Consider the following 16,909-nt stretch of genomic DNA (forward strand, 5'->3'; position numbering starts at 1 on the left):
GATGCTCGCTGAGGCACGAGTTCAAAACCCAAGGATGACACGCATCCCCGTCGCACGACCCCATTATACACCAACGGCAACGTACAAGGATGAGGCTCTCTTGGGGCGGCGAGGGATATTCAGCGGGTTGTCCGTGGACAATCCGGTGATCAATCTTCTCGCGCACCAGCCTCCGGTGCATCATATTGAGGGGCCGGCATTCTCCAACGTTCCTCATCCTGATGCGCGTAGGCCGTAGGCCGAAGCCTCGAAGGACGCGCTCCAGCGTCTGGTTGCGGTGGTGCGCCCGCCTCGTCGTTCGAGGCCTCCACGGGGCGCCTGAGGATGAGGCTCGCTTGGGCGTTGGCGCGGCATTCCTGCGCGCCTATTGTTGGATCGAGTCATCCGGTTGTCCGCGGACAATTGGATATCGAGGGGACGCTCCATGTTCCGGCCGCGTTGACACACCGCCATCCAGGCCATTCCCCGTCGAGTGGCCGTGCCGGCGCCGAGGTTGAGCGGCGGGATTATCGCGGGTTCCGGATGAAGCCGCCGGTTCGTTGAGGTGGCCGATATTTGGTCGGGGAAAACGGGGCTTGCCATTGCCGGCCGATGCTGCCGGCGCTATTGTTACTGTCAGGACGCCAGCATCTGGCCGCGAAAAGTTGGATGTGGCTGGCCGGATTTTCGGTCAAAAACGGCGTGTGATGCGCTATTGCGGCCTCTTCAGCCGTAAATCCGCGGCTCCGCCCATGGGCGTGCCAAAATCCCTCATGCAGCAGTAGCGAAACCAAACTCCGATTTCGGTTCCGTACCGCGAAGAAAGCCTAGTAAAATCAGCAGATTGTAATCCGCGAACTTTGGGGGTGCCTAGCGCCCCCGCCCTCCCCTGCGCCGCAAACCACACGCGAAAGCAACGGCTTGCATCCTTTTGCGGCACCCAGCGTTATCCACCCAGAAAAGCAGAGCAAATCAGGGGACAGGGTAATGGCAGATGCGCTTCCGCTCAAGAGGTTCTCCATCGCCGCCGCGGTGATGGCCGCGGTGGTCGGGGCATTTGTGTTGATACAGGCACGGCAGGTCGGTTCGCCGGTCTCAGCGGCGGAGAACGGCAGAGCCGCGAACGATCATGGGCGCAATGCCGCCGTGCCGGAGGCGATACCATTCCCAGGCCTTCGTGATGTGTTCTGGCGCCTCTTTCATGAAGTGCTGGACGACCGGGTGACGCTGATCGCCGCGGGCGTGACGTTTTATCTGCTGCTGGCGCTGTTTCCGGCCATGGGCGCTTTGGTCGCTCTCTATGGGCTGGTCGCCGATCCGATCACCATATCGGAGCACCTTCGCGAGTTGTCGGTGCTCATGCCGCCGGGGGCCTTCGATCTTCTTGCCGACCAGATCAAGGAGCTCGTCAACCGGCGCGACAGCGCGCTCGGCATCACGTTCTTCGTCGGTCTCGGCATTGCGCTCTGGAGCACCCATAGCGGCACGCTGGCGATCTTCGACGCTATGAACGTCGCCTATGAGGAGACCGAGAAGCGGGGGGTGGTCCGGCTCAACCTGATCGCCCTCTGCTTCACGCTCTGCGCCATGCTGCTGACGATTGTCATGGTCGTGCTCGTCGGGGTGGTGCCGGTCGTGCTGTCCTATCTCTGGCTCGATCAATTCAAGGAGCACATGGCCCTACTCCTGCGGTGGCCGGTGCTTCTGCTCATCGTCGCGGTGGCGGTGACGTCGGTCTACCGCTTCGGTCCCAGCCGCGAGCCTGCCAGGCTCCGCTGGATGACCTGGGGCGCGGTGCTGACGACGGTCGCATGGGCCGCCATGTCCCTCGGCTTCTCCTTTTACCTCGATCATTTCGCCAATTACAACGCGACCTACGGCACGCTCGGCGCGCTGATCGGCTTCCTCGTCTGGATCTGGCTTTCCGTTGTCATTCTCGTCATCGGCGCGGAACTCAATGCCGAACTGGAACATCAGACCGCCAAGGACACGACGACAGGAGCTCCGTTGCCGATGGGCGCGCGCGGCGCCTATGTTGCCGATACTTTGGGCGACACCGTCAGCTGAGCGTTAACGAGCGGCATCGATCCTTGCTCCGCCAATGCAGTTTTGATGTATCTTGTCCTTGGGCAATCCCGACAGAGGAGACGATCATGACGGCCCCGCATCCTTCCAAAACGCATATCGGCAATCATGCACTGCATCCCGAAACGCAGATGCTGAATTACGGCTACGATCCCGAACTCTCGGAAGGGGCGGTCAAGCCGCCGGTATTCCTCACCTCCACCTTCGTCTTCAATTCCGCGGAGGATGGCCGCGACTTCTTCGACTACGTCTCGGGCCGCCGCGAGCCGCCGGCGGGCAAAGGCGCCGGTCTCGTCTATTCGCGCTTCAACCACCCCAATAGCGAGATCGTCGAGGACAGGCTCGCCGTTTACGAACGGACGGAAAGCGGCGCGCTGTTTTCCTCCGGCATGGCGGCGATCGCCACCACCCTGCTCGCCTTCGTGCGGCCGGGCGATGCGGTCCTGCATTCGCAGCCGCTCTATGGGGGAACGGAGACATTGCTGGCCAAGACTTTTCTGAACCTCGGCGTCGCCGCCATCGGCTTTGCCGACGGCGTCAGCGAGGGCTCGGTGCAGAAGGCGGCGGAGGAGGCGATGACCAAAGGCCGCGTCTCCGTCATCCTGATCGAGACGCCGGCCAATCCGACCAACAGCCTGGTCGACGTCGCGATGACCCGGCGCGTGGCTGACGCGATCGGCGCAAAGCAGGGACATACGCCGATCATCGTCTGCGACAACACCCTGCTCGGCCCTGTCTTCCAGCGGCCGATCGAGCACGGCGCCGATATCTCGCTCTATTCGCTGACCAAATATGTCGGCGGCCATTCCGACCTGATCGCCGGCGCGGTTCTCGGCCGCAAGGCCGTCATCAAGCAGGTCAAAGCGCTGCGCGGGGCGATCGGCACCCAGCTCGACCCGCATTCCTGCTGGATGCTCGGCCGCTCGCTGGAAACACTGCAGCTGCGCATGGAGCGGGCCAACAGCAATGCGCGGGCCGTCGCCGATTTTCTGCGTGATCACCCGAAGGTCGAGAAGGTTCACTACCTGCCCTATCACGAGCCGGATTCGCCGGCCGGCCGGACTTTCGCCGCACAATGCACCGGCGCCGGCTCCACCTTCTCCTTCGATATCCGCGGGGGGCAGGCCGCCTCGTTCAAATTTCTGAACGCGCTGCAGGTCTTCAAGCTTGCGGTCAGTCTCGGAGGGACGGAATCGCTGGCGAGCCATCCGGCCGCGATGACGCATTCGGGCGTGCCCGCCGAGGTGCGCCAGCGCATCGGGGTGCTGGAATCGACCATCCGTCTGTCGATCGGCATCGAGCATCCGGACGATCTGATCGCCGATCTGGAGATGGCGCTGCAGGCGGCCTGAGGCCGACGGCGGAAACGATGCCCGGCGGCGCCGGGCATCGAGGCCGATGACATCACTTGTCGTCGGTCGTCAGCTCCGTCTCGTCGGTATTCAGCACGAAGACCGCAAGCAGGCGCGCCGGCTTTGTCTTGCTGGCATTCTTGCTGACGGCGTGATGATCGCCCGGAAACTCGGGAAAGCTTTCGCCTGATTTATAGACCTTCTCCGGCCCGTCATTCACCTTGCTGGTGATCGCCCCTTCGAGGACGGTGGCGTAAATGAAGGCCGAGGCCGGGTGCGTATGGCCGGGCGACGAGCCGCCCGGCCCATATTCGACGAGCACCGCCCGCATGCTCTTGCCGGGAACATTGGGAAGCTTCTGGTCGAAAACGACGCGAACCTTCGCGTCGCCGCCTGCAGCGTGTGCCTGCGTGCCGGCGGCAAGGACGATGGCGAGCGCGGCCGCCGAGATCATTTTTCTGAGCATGTCTGGTCTCCTCAGTTGATGGGATGTGGTCTTGCCGTCAGGCGCTCTTTTTCTGCGGCGGCTGCCGGCTCAGCCAGTCGTCGAAGCTGATCCGGCCGAGCCGCGCCTTGGGGCCGGTTACCAGCGAATTGTCTTCGAGCTCGACGCCGAAATAGCGGGCGTGCGGATCCGCCATCACCTGGCGCGGATCGTTCGTCGCCTTGAAGAGGCGCGTCACGATGTCGGTGAGGCGGACTTTCTCCGGCCCGCCGATCTCGATCGTACCGTTGACAGGTGCGGCGAGCGCCACCTCGGCCATGACGTCGGCGACGTCGTCCGAGGCGATCGGCTGCACATAGGCGGGCGACAGATGCACCATCTGACCCGAGGTGCCCGACTGGGCGATGCCGGCCATGAATTCGTGAAACTGCGTCGAGTGCACGATGGTGTAGGGGATGCCGGAGCTCTTGATCAGATCCTCCTGAGCCTTCTTGGCGCGCATATAGCCGCTGTCCTGCAGCCGCTCCATGCCGACGATCGACAGCGCGATATGATGCTTCACGCCGGCGGCAGCTCCTGCCTTGAGCAGGTTGCGGCCCGAGGTCTGGAAGAATTCCAGGACGGCCTTGTCCTCGAAGGAGGGCGAGTTGGCGAGGTCGAGCACCACCTGCGCGCCGACAAGCGCTTCCGCCAGGCCTTTGCCGGTGATCGTGTCGACGCCCGAATTCGGCGACGCCGCCAAGACCTCATGCCCCTTGCTGCGCAACCTTTCCACGGTCTTCGAGCCGATGAGCCCGGTGCCGCCGATAATGACGATCTTCATGGGTGGTCTCCTTGTCGTTTACGAGGATTTCCTCTGTTGACTTGCCTTTGCTGACACGCGCTTGACGCTGAGCAGGAACTGCTCGGAGTGCCGAAACCGCCTGCTTCACAGCGGCTTCATCGGCCGGAACCGATCGCCAGGAGAATGCGCCGGATCGCGGGCCGGAACCATTCTCTCTCGGTCGCTGTCGGCCTATGCCAAGGTATAGGGCGGCTCGCCGTGTGATCGAGACGTCTTAAGAACATGGACGAGATTTTGCGCTGGTGTCGCCCCTCATCCGGCTGCCGCCACCTTCTCCCCGCTTGGCGGGGCGAAGGGGATATGCCGCGACCTCTTCGTCCACCGCCAGCGTCTCATAGGGCACGTCCCCTCGCCCCGTTTACGGGGAAAGGGTTAGGTGAGGGGCAGCTTTGAGGATCCCAACGCGACGGCGAAGGCCGTCTTTTCAGGAAAGCCGGACGGCTTCGAATAGCGCCGTCAGCCCGATGCCGCCGCCGATGCCGATCATGGCGAGGCCGGTCGCGGCGGGTGACCAGCCGTGCGAGCGTACGAGTTGACTATATAGCCGGGTAACGAGAATTGCACCCGATGCCCCGAACGGATGGCCGAGCGCGATGGCACCGCCCTCCCTGTTGACCGCATCGGCTGATATATCCAGCTGATCCAGCGATGCCAGAACCTGGGCGGCGAAAGCCTCGTTGAACTCGATGGCATCGACGCCAGCGAGCGAGAGCCCGGGCTGGCGCTGCAGCAGCTTGGCGGTCGAGGCGACCGGACCGATGCCGAGCAGGTTGGGATCGACGCCGGCCGCGGCGCTGTCGATGAAGGCAAGGCCCTTTTCGATGCCGAGGCTTCTGGCCATGCCGCGGCTCATGACGAGCACCAGGCAGGCGCCATCATTGACAGGGCAGGCATTGCCTGCGGTCACCGAGCCATCGGCCAGGAAGACGGGCCGGAGGTTTGCCAGTGCTTCGATCGATGTCGTCGGGCGCGGGCATTCGTCCCGGTCGACGAGGCCGCTTGCGGTGGCGATCTCGACGATCTCCGGCTGAAAGAGGCCCGCTTCGGCCGCAGTGACGGCGAGCCGGTGACTGCGCAGCGCGAATTCATCCTGTCTCTGGCGCGAGATGGCGAAAGCGCGCGCGACATTTTCGGCGGCGACGCCCATTTCAGGGTCGCCGATCGTCTCCGGCGAAAACTGCGCACGTCCGTAAAAGCGCGGCACGTCACCATTGGTCTTGGGCCGTTCGACGCGCCATGGCGCGGTGCTGACGCTCTCGACGCCGCCGGCGAGATAGCAGGCGCCGGCCTTCGCCTGGACCAGGCGGGCGGCGAGGATGATCGCTTCCAGCCCCGAACCGCATTGCCGGTCGACGGCCACACCGGGCACTGCCATCGGCAAGCCGGCGCTGAGGGCCGCCAGCCGGCCGATATTGCCGCCGCCACCGGCGGCATTGCCGATCAGGACGTCGTCGATGGCGTCGGGCGCAATGCCTGTCTCGGCGATGATCCGGCGGATGATCGGAGCAGCCAAGTCTTCGGCTGTAACGGTCGAAAGCGATCGGAAGGCCCGGCCGATCGGCGTGCGGTAGGCGGCAACCACGACCGGCTGCCAATCCTCGTCAGGCTGATAGGCGTAGGACAAGACCATCTCCCGAAATCACCGATGCCTCCACCTGCCCGCGCGCGATCTTGCCGCTGCTCGTCATCGGCCAGGCGTCGATATGGTAGAACTGCCTGGGGATCTTGAACCTTGCAAGCCTGCCCGCGCAATGCTCTGCCAGCATTTTCGCATCCGTCGCCTCGCCCGAGACGACGGCGACGATCCTTTGGCCGTAATAGGCATCCGGCAGCCCGAAGACGACGGCATCTTCGACGCCGGGGCAGGTTTTCAGCGCACTCTCGACCTCGGCGGGATAGACGTTGTTGCCGCCCGTGATCATCATGCCGCCTGCCCGGCCGATCACCCGCAGCATGCCGTTTTCATCGATCTCGCCGAGATCGCCGACCGTCGCGCCCGCCGGGGTGACCCGGAACGCCTGGCCGTCGTCGCCCCAGAGATAGCCGTCGGCGATCAGGTCGCTGTTGACGAAAATGGTGCCGGGCACATCGGCGCCGACATCGTTTTCCTCAGGATCGCGAATGGAAATTTCGACGCCGGGATAGGCCTGCCCGACCCGGTCGATCGGAAAATTACTCGCGCCGCCGGCAAGCGTCGAGACCGTCATGAAGCCGATTTCCGATGCGCCGTAATATTCCCGGATGCGCGCCTGCGGAAAAAGGCGGCGCATGGATTCGACTTCGTTGAGATTGAGCTTGGCGCCGGCGGTCAGCACGTCGCGTAAGGACGCCATCGGCGCGCCCGCCCATGCCCGGGCGATGCCCGCGATGTGGGTGGGCACGGCAACCAGCCGCTCTATCTCTTCTGAGGAGAGAATGCGCGCGACCGCACCGGCATCCCATTTCCCGATCGAATGGAACGTCGCACCGGCATCGAGCGCCTCGACGAGTGCGTAAAGCGCCAGCCCATGCGCCAGCGCTCCCGGGCACAGGGTCGAGGGCGTGTCCTGGAGTTCGAAAACGAGGCGTCCCCGATCGAGGCTCCGGCGCCATTGCTCGCGCGAGCGGTAATAGGCCTTTGGCTCGGCTGTCGTGCCCGAGGTAAAACCGATCAGGAAGATCCCCTCGGCATCGACGGGCATATCGTCCCCCATCGCCATGAGGTCGAAGGGTTCCGCTCCGGCGACGATGACAGAGATGCCGAGCCTGCGGCCGATTTCGGCGCTCGGGCTCGCATCGTCGTCGACGACGAGCACGTCAGGCGCCAGCCGCTCGACGATACGCTCGATCCTCGCTTCCGGCATCATCGGATCGATGACGGCGCAGGCATTCGCCAGCGCGGTGGCGGCGACGAAATATTCGGCAAAGCCGATGTGATTGCCGAGGCTGACCGCCACAAGCTTCTCGACGCCCGGCAGATCGAATGGACGGCCGTTCGAGTGCGGAAGCGCCTGGATGAACCGGTAGATCGCGCCGGCGCGGCTATAGAGTTCGCCATAGCTCAGGGAGCGGCCGTCGATCACGACCGCCGGCTTCTCCGGTCTCTCCGTGGCGTGTGGAAGGAGCTCCGCGTGGATCGGCATGGGTCAGCCCTGCGACAAGGCGGCTCTGGTCGCCTCGGGGATCGGCGTCGGGCGGTTGTCGGAAAGGCCGACGCAGACCCAGACGAGCCCGCCCGAGGCGCAATGGGCGCCGTCGCGCTGACGAAAGAGTTCGATCGTAAAGGAGAGGCTCGACCGCCCGATCTTCTCGACCCTGACTTTCGCCTCGACGATATCGTCGACGTCGATCGGGTTGTGAAAGATGATTTCCGCCTTCTTCACGTGATAGGCAACGCCCGAAGTGGTGTGGCGGAAGTGGCTGAGGATCTCGCGGTGGCGCAGGAATTCGACGACCGCATCCTCGCAATAGTCGAGGTAAACCGAGTTATGGACATGACCATAGATGTCGATGTCTCGCATCGAGACCCGGAACGATGCTAAAGGCCTGTCGTCAACGCTCATTCGATCACCGAAATTTCGACGGCGTGTTCTAACCGACTGTGTGGGGGATGCAAATGCAATATCAGGCGGTCGTGCGAAAATTCGGGCCGGCCGAAGAGGTCGTCGGCATCGAACGCGCCGAACTTTCGCTGCTGCGGCGCGATCAGGTTCGCGTCCGACTGCTGGCGCGCTCGATCAATCCCTCCGATATCATCACCATCTCGGGCGCCTATGCCGGCCGCACGACCCTGCCCTTCATCCCCGGCTTCGAAGCCTTCGGTGTGGTCGAGGCATGCGGCGAGGAGGTGCATGGACTTGTGCCGGGAACCCGCGTGCTGCCGGTGCGCAGTGCCGGCGGGTGGCAGGAATTCAAGGATACCGATCCCGCCTGGTGCCTTCGCGTTCCCGACGCGCTTTCGGATTTCGAGGCCGCGACCAGCTACGTCAACCCGATGACCGCCTGGCTGATGCTGCACCACAAGATCGGGCTGAGGCCCGGCATGCGCATCGCCATCAATGCCGCCGCCTCATCGATCGGATCGATCCTGATCGGCATGGCGAACGCCGTCGGCGTGGAACCGATCGCAATCGTCCGCAGCGAAGAATCCCGCGCGCGCCTCAGTGGCCGGCTCGAGGCCGTCATCGTCGACAAAGCGGAAAGCGATCTCGCCGCCGGCCTCGCCGGCCGGCAAGGGCTCGATGCGGCGCTCGACTGCGTCGGAGGCGCACGCGCCTCGGTGCTTGCCGATGCGCTGAGGCCCGACGGGCACTTCCTGCATTACGGCCTGCTGTCGGGAGAGAGCATCCCGCCCTCCTTCTGGGCCTCCCATCCCGACGTCGCCTTTTCCTATTGTCACCTGAGGGAATGGGTCCATTCCGAGGCGATGGTCAATGTCCAGCGCGCCTATTCCGAGGTCGCCGCGCAGATCGCCTCGAAGGTGATCGCGACCGAGGTGCGCGAGGTCTTCCCGCTGGAAAAAGTCGGCGAGGCGCTGCGCGCCGCCTTGCCCTTCCGCACGGGTGGCAAGGTGCTCATGGCGTGATGGGGCCGTCTTGGGATGAGTGGAGAGAGATTGCGACCCTAATTATTGGCTTTCGCTTGTGCTCACCGAAGCCAGGCAATGAAAGATGTGCCGTGTGGCCCCCTCATCTGCCTGCCGGCATCTTCTCCCCGCTGGGGAGAAGGGACCAAGCCGCACGACCGTCATTCCGACAGCTGAAGTTCGAGAGGGAGCAAGGCGCTGCCACGATTCCGCTTCTCCCCAGCGGGGAGAAGATGCCCGGCAGGGCAGATGAGGGGGGTGAGAAGCGCCAGCGACGCACGCCTTGAGCGCTAGCGAAAGGCAACTAGCCGATCCCAAATCTCGATCAGGTGGCAAGTATTGAGCTATTGGCGGCTTAAAACCTAACCCCTTTCATTCCGCTCCCGTGCACTCATGATTTGCGGATGGTTCCGGTCCGCCCAGCCGATCAGCGCTTTCATCGGGATCAGGAACGAGCGCCCCATCTCCGTCAGCTCATACTCCACCCGCGGCGGAACCTCGGGATAGACGGTGCGGCTGATGAAGCCGTCCTGTTCAAGATGCCGCAATGTCTTGGAGAGCATCTGTTTCGAAATGTCGCCGATCTCGCGCAGCAACTCGTTGAAGCGTTTCTTCTCGTGCTCAAGCGCTTCGAGGGTGAGCAGGCTCCATTGATCGCCGATGCGATCGAGCACGCCTCTGATCGGGCAGCCGGCGCCGGGCTGTTGTTTCGGCTCGTCCGTTTCTCCAGGCATGTCCTCTCCTTGGTCACCGCAGGCTGACCTTGCCACAAAAACCTGCCTTCTTGCCGGGCATGGCGAGGTTTCATAGACCTGCTCTCATAGTCTGCTTTTTAGACTAGATCGCTGATCCATACCAAGGAGCTTGATGCATGAGATTTCAATCGCTTTTCGCCCTCGCCATTCTGGCTGGCATTGCCGCGCCGTCAGGCGCTTTCGCTGAATCGGCCGCCCGCGACTTGAAGGTCGAGGAAGCCAACCGCAAGCTGGTGGTGGAATTCTACGACAAGTTCTTCAACAAGCACGATATTGCGGCCGCCTCGGTCATCGCGGACGATTACCGGCAGCACAATCCGCAGGTTCCCGACGGCAAGCAGCCGCTCATTTCCTTCTTCACCGGCTTCTTCAAGGACAATGCCCAATCGAAGGCGGAGATCGTCCGCAGTGCCGCCGATGGCGATCTCGTCTGGCTGCATGTGCACGCGACGAATGGTGTCAGCGATCTCGGCGAGGCCGTCATCGATATTTTCCGCGTCAAGGACGGCAAGATCGTCGAGCACTGGGACGTGATCCAGCCCGTTCCGAAAGAGGCGGCCAACAAGAATACGATGTTCTGAATTCAACGGGCCGGCTTCCGGCCGGCCCTATGATTTACGCCCATTGGGCTTTCAGTATTTCCGGCAGCAGCCTTTTGCGAAAGTCCTCATCGTGGTTGCCCTGGAGCGCGAAGTGCATCTTGTCTTCCAGGGCGAGATAGGCGATGCCGTGGGCGGTGGACCAGGCGGCAAAGATCGGGGCGAGGTTCCGCGCTTCCAAGAGTGCCTCCAGAGTCGTGCCGTTGACCCGCGCGATGGCTTCGGCGAAAGGCCAAAGAGCCCGTTTGCTCGTTTCTTCGTAAACGGGGTTCGTGCGGTTGACGAGATCCTTGCGGAACATCAGACGGAACCGGCCGGGATGGTCGAGCGCGAAGGCGACATAGGCCGCGGCCAGGGCGCGCATCCTTGCGGCCGGCGTTCCGTCATCCTCTGCCTCACCGAGATAGCGGGCCAGTTCCTCGTAGCCCAAAATCGCAACTTCGGTCAGCAGGCCCGATGCGCTGCCGAAATGGTGCGCGGGCGCTCCCGGTGAGACGCCGGCCCGTCTCGCCGCATCGCGCAATGAAAACCCCTCTATGCCGTTTTCTCTCAGGATATCGTCGGTGGCGGTGATCAGCGCCTGCCTCAGCTCCCCGTGATGATAGCCCCGTTTTTCAGACACTCCAGCGCTCCATAATTTTTCGCACCACATCTATACAGCGTTCAAATTGACGTCTATATACGCATCTTAACACTGTTCAAAATAGGATGCAAAGAACTACGATGTCGAAAAAAACCGCTTTGATCACCGGTGCCTCCTCGGGCATCGGCAATGCCACGACCCGGAAACTGCTGCAGGAGGGCTACCGGGTCTATGTGGCCGCACGCCGCGTCGAGCAGATGCAGGATCTTGTGCAGCGCGGCGCCGTCGCCGTCCCGCTGGATCTCACTAAGGACGAGGAGATCGTGGCGGCGGTCGAACGGATCGTCGCAGAATGCGGCTCGATCGATATTCTCATCAACAATGCCGGTTACGGCTCTTACGGGGCGATCGAAGATGTCCCGGTCGACGAAGGCCGCCGGCAGTTCGAGGTGAACCTCTTCGGGCTTGCCCGGCTGACGCAACTCGTCCTGCCGAAAATGCGCGAGAACAAGTTCGGAAAAATCGTCAACATCACCTCGATCGGCGGCAAGATCTACACGCCGTTCGGCGGCTGGTATCATGCGACGAAGCACGCGCTCGAAGGCTGGTCGGATACGCTTCGCCTGGAAACCCGAGCCTTCGGGATAGACGTCGTCATTGTCGAGCCGGGCGGCGTCAAAACGGAATGGGGGCATATCGCCGCCGACAATCTGAGGAAAACGTCAGGCGGCGGCGCCTATGCCAAGGCAGCCAATCATACCGCGGCCAGCATGCATGAAATCTATTCCGGCTCACGGCTGTCGGACCCCGCCGTCGTGGCGGCCACCATTCTGAAAGCCATCACCGCAGCCAGGCCCAAAACCCGGTATCATACCGGATACATGGCAGGTCCGGTCTTGTGGCTGCGCCGCTGGCTCAGTGACCGGATGTTCGATCGCATCATCACGTCGATGGTCTGAACGGCAGACGAAGATCCTTAATATGCGGGCGACGGGGCCGGCTCGCGCCGGCCCCGCCATTGCTTATTGTCAGCCGCCAGTCGCTCGGCTCTGCAGGAAAAACTGCCGATTGAAAGCGAACATGTCGGCGAAGCGGCAGAATTCCGGGGCGCCGAGTTCGAATTCCGCCGGCAGGCGGGGGAGGAGTTCGTACAGCAGCGCCGAAAGCGCGGCCCGCTGCTCCTCATCGGGATGGCGGATCAGATAGGCGATGCTGAGGTGGAAGACATAGTCCTCATGCCTGGGGTGGCGGAGCTGAAGCAGGTCCGACAGCCGGTCGCGCGCCTGTCTGAGATGCGTTTCCTCGGTGCTCTCAGCCGCGAGCTTGAGCGCGATGCCGTTCTTGAGCGGCTGCCAGCCGGCGATGCGCAGGCGGTAGGGAGGCTCACTGCCGAGATTGAAGGCGGAGAGCTTTTCTGCGAAAAGCGCATCGCATTCCGCGAGGGTCGCGTCGAGGCCGAGATCGGCGGGCCAGAAGCCCGGCCGACGGACCTGGTCGCAGACGCCTTCGAACACGGTCATGTGCCAGCTCGAGGGTGGCAGCAGCGTGTAGAGGCCGGCGAGATCGCTTTGCTCCAGCGCGCTGTAAAGGCCCGATAGCGCGGCGTAGAGCCTGCTCGCCGGTGAGAGATGACAGATGATCGTATTGCCGGGAAAGGCCCGCACGCTGCCATCGAGATTGAATTTGGTATGGACGCCGGTGGGATAGGCGGGATAAGCGCCAGCCGATGGCTGACGCTCCTGATGCTCGTGAGATTGCTGCATGATATCGAATTGTTCCCGGATTACTGGCCCATGACGACCTTTTCGAGGAACTGCGCCGTGACGGCGTCGGCTTGCTTGACCGGCAGCCAGTCCACGGCATTGGCGCGCTGCTCGGTCGGCACGCCGCCTGGAACGGCGGTCGCGCCGCTGTTGACGGGCGCCGAGCCCATCTCCTTGGAAAGCATCGTCTGGGTTTCGGCCGAGGTCAGCCAGTCGACAAAGAGAAGTGCAGCAGCCTTGTGCCTGGCGTTGGCGGGGACGCCGACGATATTGCCGCCGCCGGGCATGCCGAACTTCGGAATGTAGAACTTCATGCGCTTGTCGACCTCGCCCTTCTGCTGCAGGCCGGCGAGGTGGTCTTCCCAGGCCGAGACGATCTGGAATTCGCCGCCGTTGAGGCGGGTCAGGCTATCGGCGTTGGAGGCGGTGAAGCCGTAATTCGCCTTGTTGGCGGCAAACCAGTCCCAAGCGGCCTGGAAATTGCCGGCTTCGATATCTTCCGGCTTGACGGTCGAGCGGACGACAGTTTGGAGGAAGGCCTTGCCGGCGCCGCCGCCGCGCGTATCGTTGAAGGCGAAGGCCTGAGGGTTCTCCTTGATCCATTTGGTGAGGTCGTCGAAGCTCTGCGGCAGCTTCGCTTCGTCGACCTGGGTCGGATCGTAGGCAAGCCCGGTCTGGTTGCCCCAGAAGGCGACCGCATAACCCTTGCCGTCGCCGCCGTTGATCTTGGTGCGCAGCTTGGAATAACCGGGCAGGATATCGAGCGGGCCGTAGAAATAGGCGGTGACGTCGAACTTCGGCAACTGATCGCCGCCGAGCGACATCACATCGATATCGCCTTCGGCGCGGTCGCGTTCGGCGAGGAATTTGTTCTGGTTGCCGTCGGAAGTGCCGTCGGGAATGGTGACCTTGATCCCGTATTTCTCTTCGAAGCCCTTGCTCAGTTCACGGAAGCGCGGCTGGAGGAACCAGTTGTACCAGACGACCTCGCCTTCCTGCTTGGCCTGGGCGACGATGTCGTTCCACGGCTTCTTCAGAAGGTCGTCGGCCGCTGCGGCGGGGGTGGCGAAGGCGGCCGCTGCGATCAGCAGCGGGATCAGGCGTTGTGACATGCGATTGCTCCGATGGTTGGACTGGATGGACCTCATCCCTTGCCGCCATGCGTGACGGCGCCATTGCTCTTCAGCAGCCGTTCGAAGAGAAGCATCAGGATGATGTTGGGGACGACCAGGATCAGCGACACGACTGCCGCATTCGGCCGGATGAAATTATAGCCAAGATAGGAATAGAGGATCGTCGGGACGGTGGTGAAATCGGGCGAACCGAGCACGAAGGACAGCGCGAATTCTTCGATGCTCTGGATGAAGACGATGACGAGGGCTGCGAGGATGCCGGGTTTGAGCACCGGCAGATAGGCGGCGGAAAAGCGGGTGAAGCGGCCGGCGCCGAGATCGCGCGCCGCGTCGATCAGATCCTGGCGAACGAGCGAATAGGAGACGGAGAGAATGCGGATCGCATAGGGCAGGAAGAGAACGGTGTGGCCGACCACGATGCCTACGAATTTGTTGTAGATGCCGATCCGGTTCAAAAGTGCGGTAAAGAACAGCGCGATGACGAAGCCCGGCAGCACGAGCGGCAGCAGCGCGATGAATTGCGCGACCGATTTGCCCGGAAATTCCAGGCGGCCGAAGGCATAGGCTGTGGGGGCGGCAAGGATCAGCGTTGCGCAGGCGACGATCGGCGCCAGCATATAGCTGTTGGCGATGGCGACCGCGAGATTGGTCGTCTCCCACATTTCGCTCCAGCGGCGGAAGGAGAGCTTCTGCGGCAGGAGATCGGGATAGCTCCAGGCCTTGTCGGGATCGACGAGCGACCAGAGCACGGCCATGCCGAAGGGAACGACGAGCCAGACGATCAGCACCAGGCCGAGCAGGATGGCGAGCAGGCGGTTCCAGGATTTTCCCGACATCACGCTCTCCTGCCGCCAAAGAGGATGTGGGCTGCCGCCGCCAGCAGCAGCGAACCGAAAAGGGCCGTGGCCATCAGGACGATCGCGACGACGGCCGCCTCGTTCCATTGGCCGAACTCATGCTGGACCGTGTACATGTACTGGGCGAGCGAGCTGACGCTGGTGGGGCCGGCGATCACCTGGAAGGAATAATCGCCGGCCGTCCCGATGAAGATGATGACGAGCGCTGCCTGCATGGCTTTCAGCGTCAGCGGCAAAATGATCTTGCGAAAGCGCGCCCATGCGCCGGCGCCGAGATCGCGGGCGGCGTCGAGCAGGTCGGTGTGGATGGAGCGCACCGCGCCGCCGAGCAGCAGCAAGGCGAAGGGCATGTTCTTCCAGACCTGCAGCAGCATGACGCCGGCGCCGTAGCGGTCGTTCTGCATCCGGAAGGGCTTGGCGATCAGCCTGAGCCCGAGAAGCGCCTCATTGACGAAGCCGTGGAAGGCGATGAGGTTGACGAAGAGGAAGGCGACGACGAGGCCCGGCACCATCATCGGCGCCTTGATCAGCGCGCTGAGCGTCAGCGAGCCGGGAAAGGGATTGCGCAGCCAGAGCGCAAGCGGATAGGCGAGCGCCACCGAGAGGATCGCCGAGACCAGCGCGATCTTCAGCGAATAGAGCACGGAGGCCGCAAGCAGCGGACTGGCGAGCTGTTTCGCCCAGAATTCCAGCGAGAAGCCGCTTACGCCGGCGAAGTTGAAGTAGCCGAAGGACTGGGCGACGGCCATGCCGAGCACGGTTCCCACGAGAAGGATGATCGGCCCGATGCCGGTCGCAAGCAGCAGGCCGATGAAGACGGCCCGCTTCCAGTTGCTGGCGGTGCCCGAGATCACGTCGCCGCCTCCAGGAAACAGAAGCTGGCGGGCGCGACGCGGAGCGTCACGGAAGCGCCGATGGCAAGCGGCCGGCGCGTCTGGATGCGGTAGGTCGCATCGCTTGCGCCGCTCCTGACGATCACGTCGGTGACGTTGCCCTGGAAGGCCTGGGCGGTGACGACCGCCTGGAAGGTATTGGCTTGCGGTGCACCAACATCCGAAACGATCTCGGCTGCTTCCGGCCGCCAGCAGACGAAATGGCTCGGCCCCTTGGGATCGACATCCCAGCGGATGTCGAACTCGCCGAGATCGGCGCGCACACGCCAGGTCGTTTCGCCCGCCAGACCGACGATGTCGGCCTTGAGAATATTCGCCGCACCGATGAAATCCGCGACGAAACGGCTGGCCGGGCGGTCGTAGATTTCGTCGGGCGCGCCGACCTGCTCGATGCGGCCGCCGTTCAGCACGACGATCCGGTCGGACATTGCGAGCGCCTCAGCCTGATCATGGGTGACGTAGATGGCGGTGAAACCGTGTTCGGCCTGCAGCGCACGGATTTCGAAACGCACCTGTTCGCGCAGCTTGGCGTCGAGATTGGAAAGCGGCTCGTCGAACAGGATCACACCCGGCCGCATGGCCATGGCGCGGGCCAACGCCACGCGCTGCTGCTGACCGCCCGAGAGCGCCGACGGCAGCTTGTCCGCATGCGCCTTGAGATCCACCTGTTGCAGGGCCGCCTCCAGCCGCGCGGCGCATTCAGCCTTGCCGGCACCATTCTGCCTGGGACCGAAGAGGATATTTTCCGCGACACTCATGTGCGGGAAGAGCGCGTAGGACTGGAAGCACATTGCCGTGTTTCGGCGTTCCGGCGGCAGCGCCGTCACGTCTTCCCCATCGATCAGGAAGCGGCCTGATGTGAGCGGATGAAAACCTGCGATCGCTTTCAAGAGCGTGGTCTTGCCGCATCCCGACGGCCCGAGCAGCGTCAGGAACTCGCCCGACGCGACATTGATGCTGATGTCGTCGAGCACTTGGTGCCCGTTCGGGAAGGTCTTGCTCACTCCCTGGATGGACAGGCTCGCCAATGGTTTCTCCCAGATCGCCAATTAAATTC

The 16,909-nt window shown here is 63.1% G+C and carries 17 protein-coding genes; 5 read left to right on the forward strand and 12 right to left on the reverse strand.

What is annotated here, in order from left to right; all coding sequences use genetic code 11:
* Window positions 1–966: 966 nt before the first annotated feature.
* A complete protein-coding gene (locus GGD57_RS11215; protein WP_184469675.1) occupies window positions 967–2,046 on the forward strand; it encodes a YihY/virulence factor BrkB family protein in 1,080 nt (359 codons plus the stop codon).
* Window positions 2,047–2,132: 86 nt separating this feature from the next.
* Window positions 2,133–3,416 (forward strand): cystathionine gamma-synthase family protein, encoded by a 1,284-nt coding sequence (locus GGD57_RS11220; protein ID WP_184469677.1) that lies wholly within the window; start codon window positions 2,133–2,135, stop codon window positions 3,414–3,416.
* Between the two features lie 52 nt (window positions 3,417–3,468).
* On the opposite strand, the gene GGD57_RS11225 is transcribed toward GGD57_RS11220, so the two are convergent.
* From GGD57_RS11225 to GGD57_RS11245, 5 genes are all read right to left on the reverse strand, one after another.
* Entirely contained in the window at window positions 3,469–3,882 is a 414-nt protein-coding gene (locus GGD57_RS11225) for a cupin domain-containing protein (protein ID WP_184469679.1), read from the reverse strand.
* Between the two features lie 37 nt (window positions 3,883–3,919).
* Window positions 3,920–4,684, reverse strand: coding sequence for an SDR family oxidoreductase (locus tag GGD57_RS11230; RefSeq protein WP_184469681.1), 765 nt, complete (start codon window positions 4,682–4,684; stop codon window positions 3,920–3,922).
* A 445-nt stretch (window positions 4,685–5,129) separates the two neighbouring features.
* Complete coding sequence (locus tag GGD57_RS11235; protein ID WP_184469683.1) at window positions 5,130–6,329, reverse strand: thiolase family protein; 1,200 nt, start codon at window positions 6,327–6,329, stop codon at window positions 5,130–5,132.
* Complete coding sequence (locus GGD57_RS11240; protein ID WP_184469685.1) at window positions 6,307–7,827, reverse strand: class I adenylate-forming enzyme family protein; 1,521 nt, start codon at window positions 7,825–7,827, stop codon at window positions 6,307–6,309. The genes GGD57_RS11235 and GGD57_RS11240 overlap by 23 nt, the downstream gene beginning before the upstream one ends.
* 3 nt (window positions 7,828–7,830) lie before the next feature.
* Window positions 7,831–8,247 carry an acyl-CoA thioesterase gene (locus tag GGD57_RS11245; RefSeq protein WP_184469687.1) on the reverse strand — a complete coding sequence of 139 codons (417 nt, stop codon included), beginning with the start codon at window positions 8,245–8,247 and terminating at the stop codon, window positions 7,831–7,833.
* Between the two features lie 53 nt (window positions 8,248–8,300).
* On the opposite strand from GGD57_RS11245, the gene GGD57_RS11250 reads away from it, so the two are divergent.
* Window positions 8,301–9,269 (forward strand): zinc-dependent alcohol dehydrogenase family protein, encoded by a 969-nt coding sequence (locus GGD57_RS11250; protein WP_184469689.1) that lies wholly within the window; start codon window positions 8,301–8,303, stop codon window positions 9,267–9,269.
* 362 nt (window positions 9,270–9,631) lie between these two features.
* Here GGD57_RS11250 and GGD57_RS11255 read toward each other — a convergent pair whose 3' ends face one another.
* Entirely contained in the window at window positions 9,632–10,003 is a 372-nt protein-coding gene (locus GGD57_RS11255; protein WP_184469691.1) for a winged helix-turn-helix transcriptional regulator, read from the reverse strand.
* A 137-nt stretch (window positions 10,004–10,140) separates the two neighbouring features.
* Between GGD57_RS11255 and GGD57_RS11260 the strand changes: the two genes are divergently transcribed.
* Window positions 10,141–10,605 carry a nuclear transport factor 2 family protein gene (locus GGD57_RS11260; RefSeq protein WP_184469693.1) on the forward strand — a complete coding sequence of 155 codons (465 nt, stop codon included), beginning with the start codon at window positions 10,141–10,143 and terminating at the stop codon, window positions 10,603–10,605.
* 34 nt (window positions 10,606–10,639) lie between these two features.
* On the opposite strand, the gene GGD57_RS11265 is transcribed toward GGD57_RS11260, so the two are convergent.
* Window positions 10,640–11,245, reverse strand: coding sequence for a WHG domain-containing protein (locus tag GGD57_RS11265; protein ID WP_184469695.1), 606 nt, complete (start codon window positions 11,243–11,245; stop codon window positions 10,640–10,642).
* A 101-nt stretch (window positions 11,246–11,346) separates the two neighbouring features.
* On the opposite strand from GGD57_RS11265, the gene GGD57_RS11270 reads away from it, so the two are divergent.
* The gene (locus GGD57_RS11270; RefSeq protein WP_184469697.1) at window positions 11,347–12,165 is read left to right on the forward strand and encodes an oxidoreductase; all 819 of its coding nucleotides are present in this window, start codon (window positions 11,347–11,349) and stop codon (window positions 12,163–12,165) included.
* Between the two features lie 69 nt (window positions 12,166–12,234).
* Here the strand turns inward: GGD57_RS11270 and GGD57_RS11275 are convergent, their stop codons facing one another.
* From GGD57_RS11275 to GGD57_RS11295, 5 genes are read right to left on the reverse strand one after another with little or no spacing between them, the layout of a single operon-like run.
* Window positions 12,235–12,969 carry a DUF1868 domain-containing protein gene (locus GGD57_RS11275; protein ID WP_184469699.1) on the reverse strand — a complete coding sequence of 245 codons (735 nt, stop codon included), beginning with the start codon at window positions 12,967–12,969 and terminating at the stop codon, window positions 12,235–12,237.
* Window positions 12,970–12,989: 20 nt separating this feature from the next.
* Entirely contained in the window at window positions 12,990–14,081 is a 1,092-nt protein-coding gene (locus tag GGD57_RS11280) for an ABC transporter substrate-binding protein (RefSeq protein WP_184469701.1), read from the reverse strand.
* Window positions 14,082–14,113: 32 nt separating this feature from the next.
* Complete coding sequence (locus GGD57_RS11285; RefSeq protein WP_184469703.1) at window positions 14,114–14,938, reverse strand: ABC transporter permease; 825 nt, start codon at window positions 14,936–14,938, stop codon at window positions 14,114–14,116.
* Window positions 14,938–15,813, reverse strand: coding sequence for an ABC transporter permease (locus GGD57_RS11290; protein WP_348645964.1), 876 nt, complete (start codon window positions 15,811–15,813; stop codon window positions 14,938–14,940). The genes GGD57_RS11285 and GGD57_RS11290 overlap by 1 nt, the downstream gene beginning before the upstream one ends.
* Window positions 15,810–16,880, reverse strand: a complete 1,071-nt coding sequence (locus tag GGD57_RS11295; protein WP_184469705.1) for an ABC transporter ATP-binding protein — start codon at window positions 16,878–16,880, stop codon at window positions 15,810–15,812. The genes GGD57_RS11290 and GGD57_RS11295 overlap by 4 nt, the downstream gene beginning before the upstream one ends.
* Window positions 16,881–16,909 lie beyond the last annotated feature (29 nt).

The organism is Rhizobium esperanzae, assembly GCF_014197615.1.
In the GTDB taxonomy this organism is placed as follows: Bacteria; Pseudomonadota; Alphaproteobacteria; order Rhizobiales; family Rhizobiaceae; genus Rhizobium; species Rhizobium esperanzae_A.

Coding starts and splice junctions, on each gene's coding strand:
- GGD57_RS11215 (WP_184469675.1), top strand. CDS start 967: ATGGCAGATGCGCTTCCGCTCAAGAGGTTCTCCATCGCCGCCGCGGTG.
- GGD57_RS11220 (WP_184469677.1), top strand. CDS start 2,133: ATGACGGCCCCGCATCCTTCCAAAACGCATATCGGCAATCATGCACTG.
- GGD57_RS11225 (WP_184469679.1), bottom strand. CDS start 3,882: ATGCTCAGAAAAATGATCTCGGCGGCCGCGCTCGCCATCGTCCTTGCC.
- GGD57_RS11230 (WP_184469681.1), bottom strand. CDS start 4,684: ATGAAGATCGTCATTATCGGCGGCACCGGGCTCATCGGCTCGAAGACC.
- GGD57_RS11240 (WP_184469685.1), bottom strand. CDS start 7,827: ATGCCGATCCACGCGGAGCTCCTTCCACACGCCACGGAGAGACCGGAG.
- GGD57_RS11245 (WP_184469687.1), bottom strand. CDS start 8,247: ATGAGCGTTGACGACAGGCCTTTAGCATCGTTCCGGGTCTCGATGCGA.
- GGD57_RS11250 (WP_184469689.1), top strand. CDS start 8,301: ATGCAATATCAGGCGGTCGTGCGAAAATTCGGGCCGGCCGAAGAGGTC.
- GGD57_RS11255 (WP_184469691.1), bottom strand. CDS start 10,003: ATGCCTGGAGAAACGGACGAGCCGAAACAACAGCCCGGCGCCGGCTGC.
- GGD57_RS11260 (WP_184469693.1), top strand. CDS start 10,141: ATGAGATTTCAATCGCTTTTCGCCCTCGCCATTCTGGCTGGCATTGCC.
- GGD57_RS11270 (WP_184469697.1), top strand. CDS start 11,347: ATGTCGAAAAAAACCGCTTTGATCACCGGTGCCTCCTCGGGCATCGGC.
- GGD57_RS11275 (WP_184469699.1), bottom strand. CDS start 12,969: ATGCAGCAATCTCACGAGCATCAGGAGCGTCAGCCATCGGCTGGCGCT.
- GGD57_RS11280 (WP_184469701.1), bottom strand. CDS start 14,081: ATGTCACAACGCCTGATCCCGCTGCTGATCGCAGCGGCCGCCTTCGCC.
- GGD57_RS11285 (WP_184469703.1), bottom strand. CDS start 14,938: ATGTCGGGAAAATCCTGGAACCGCCTGCTCGCCATCCTGCTCGGCCTG.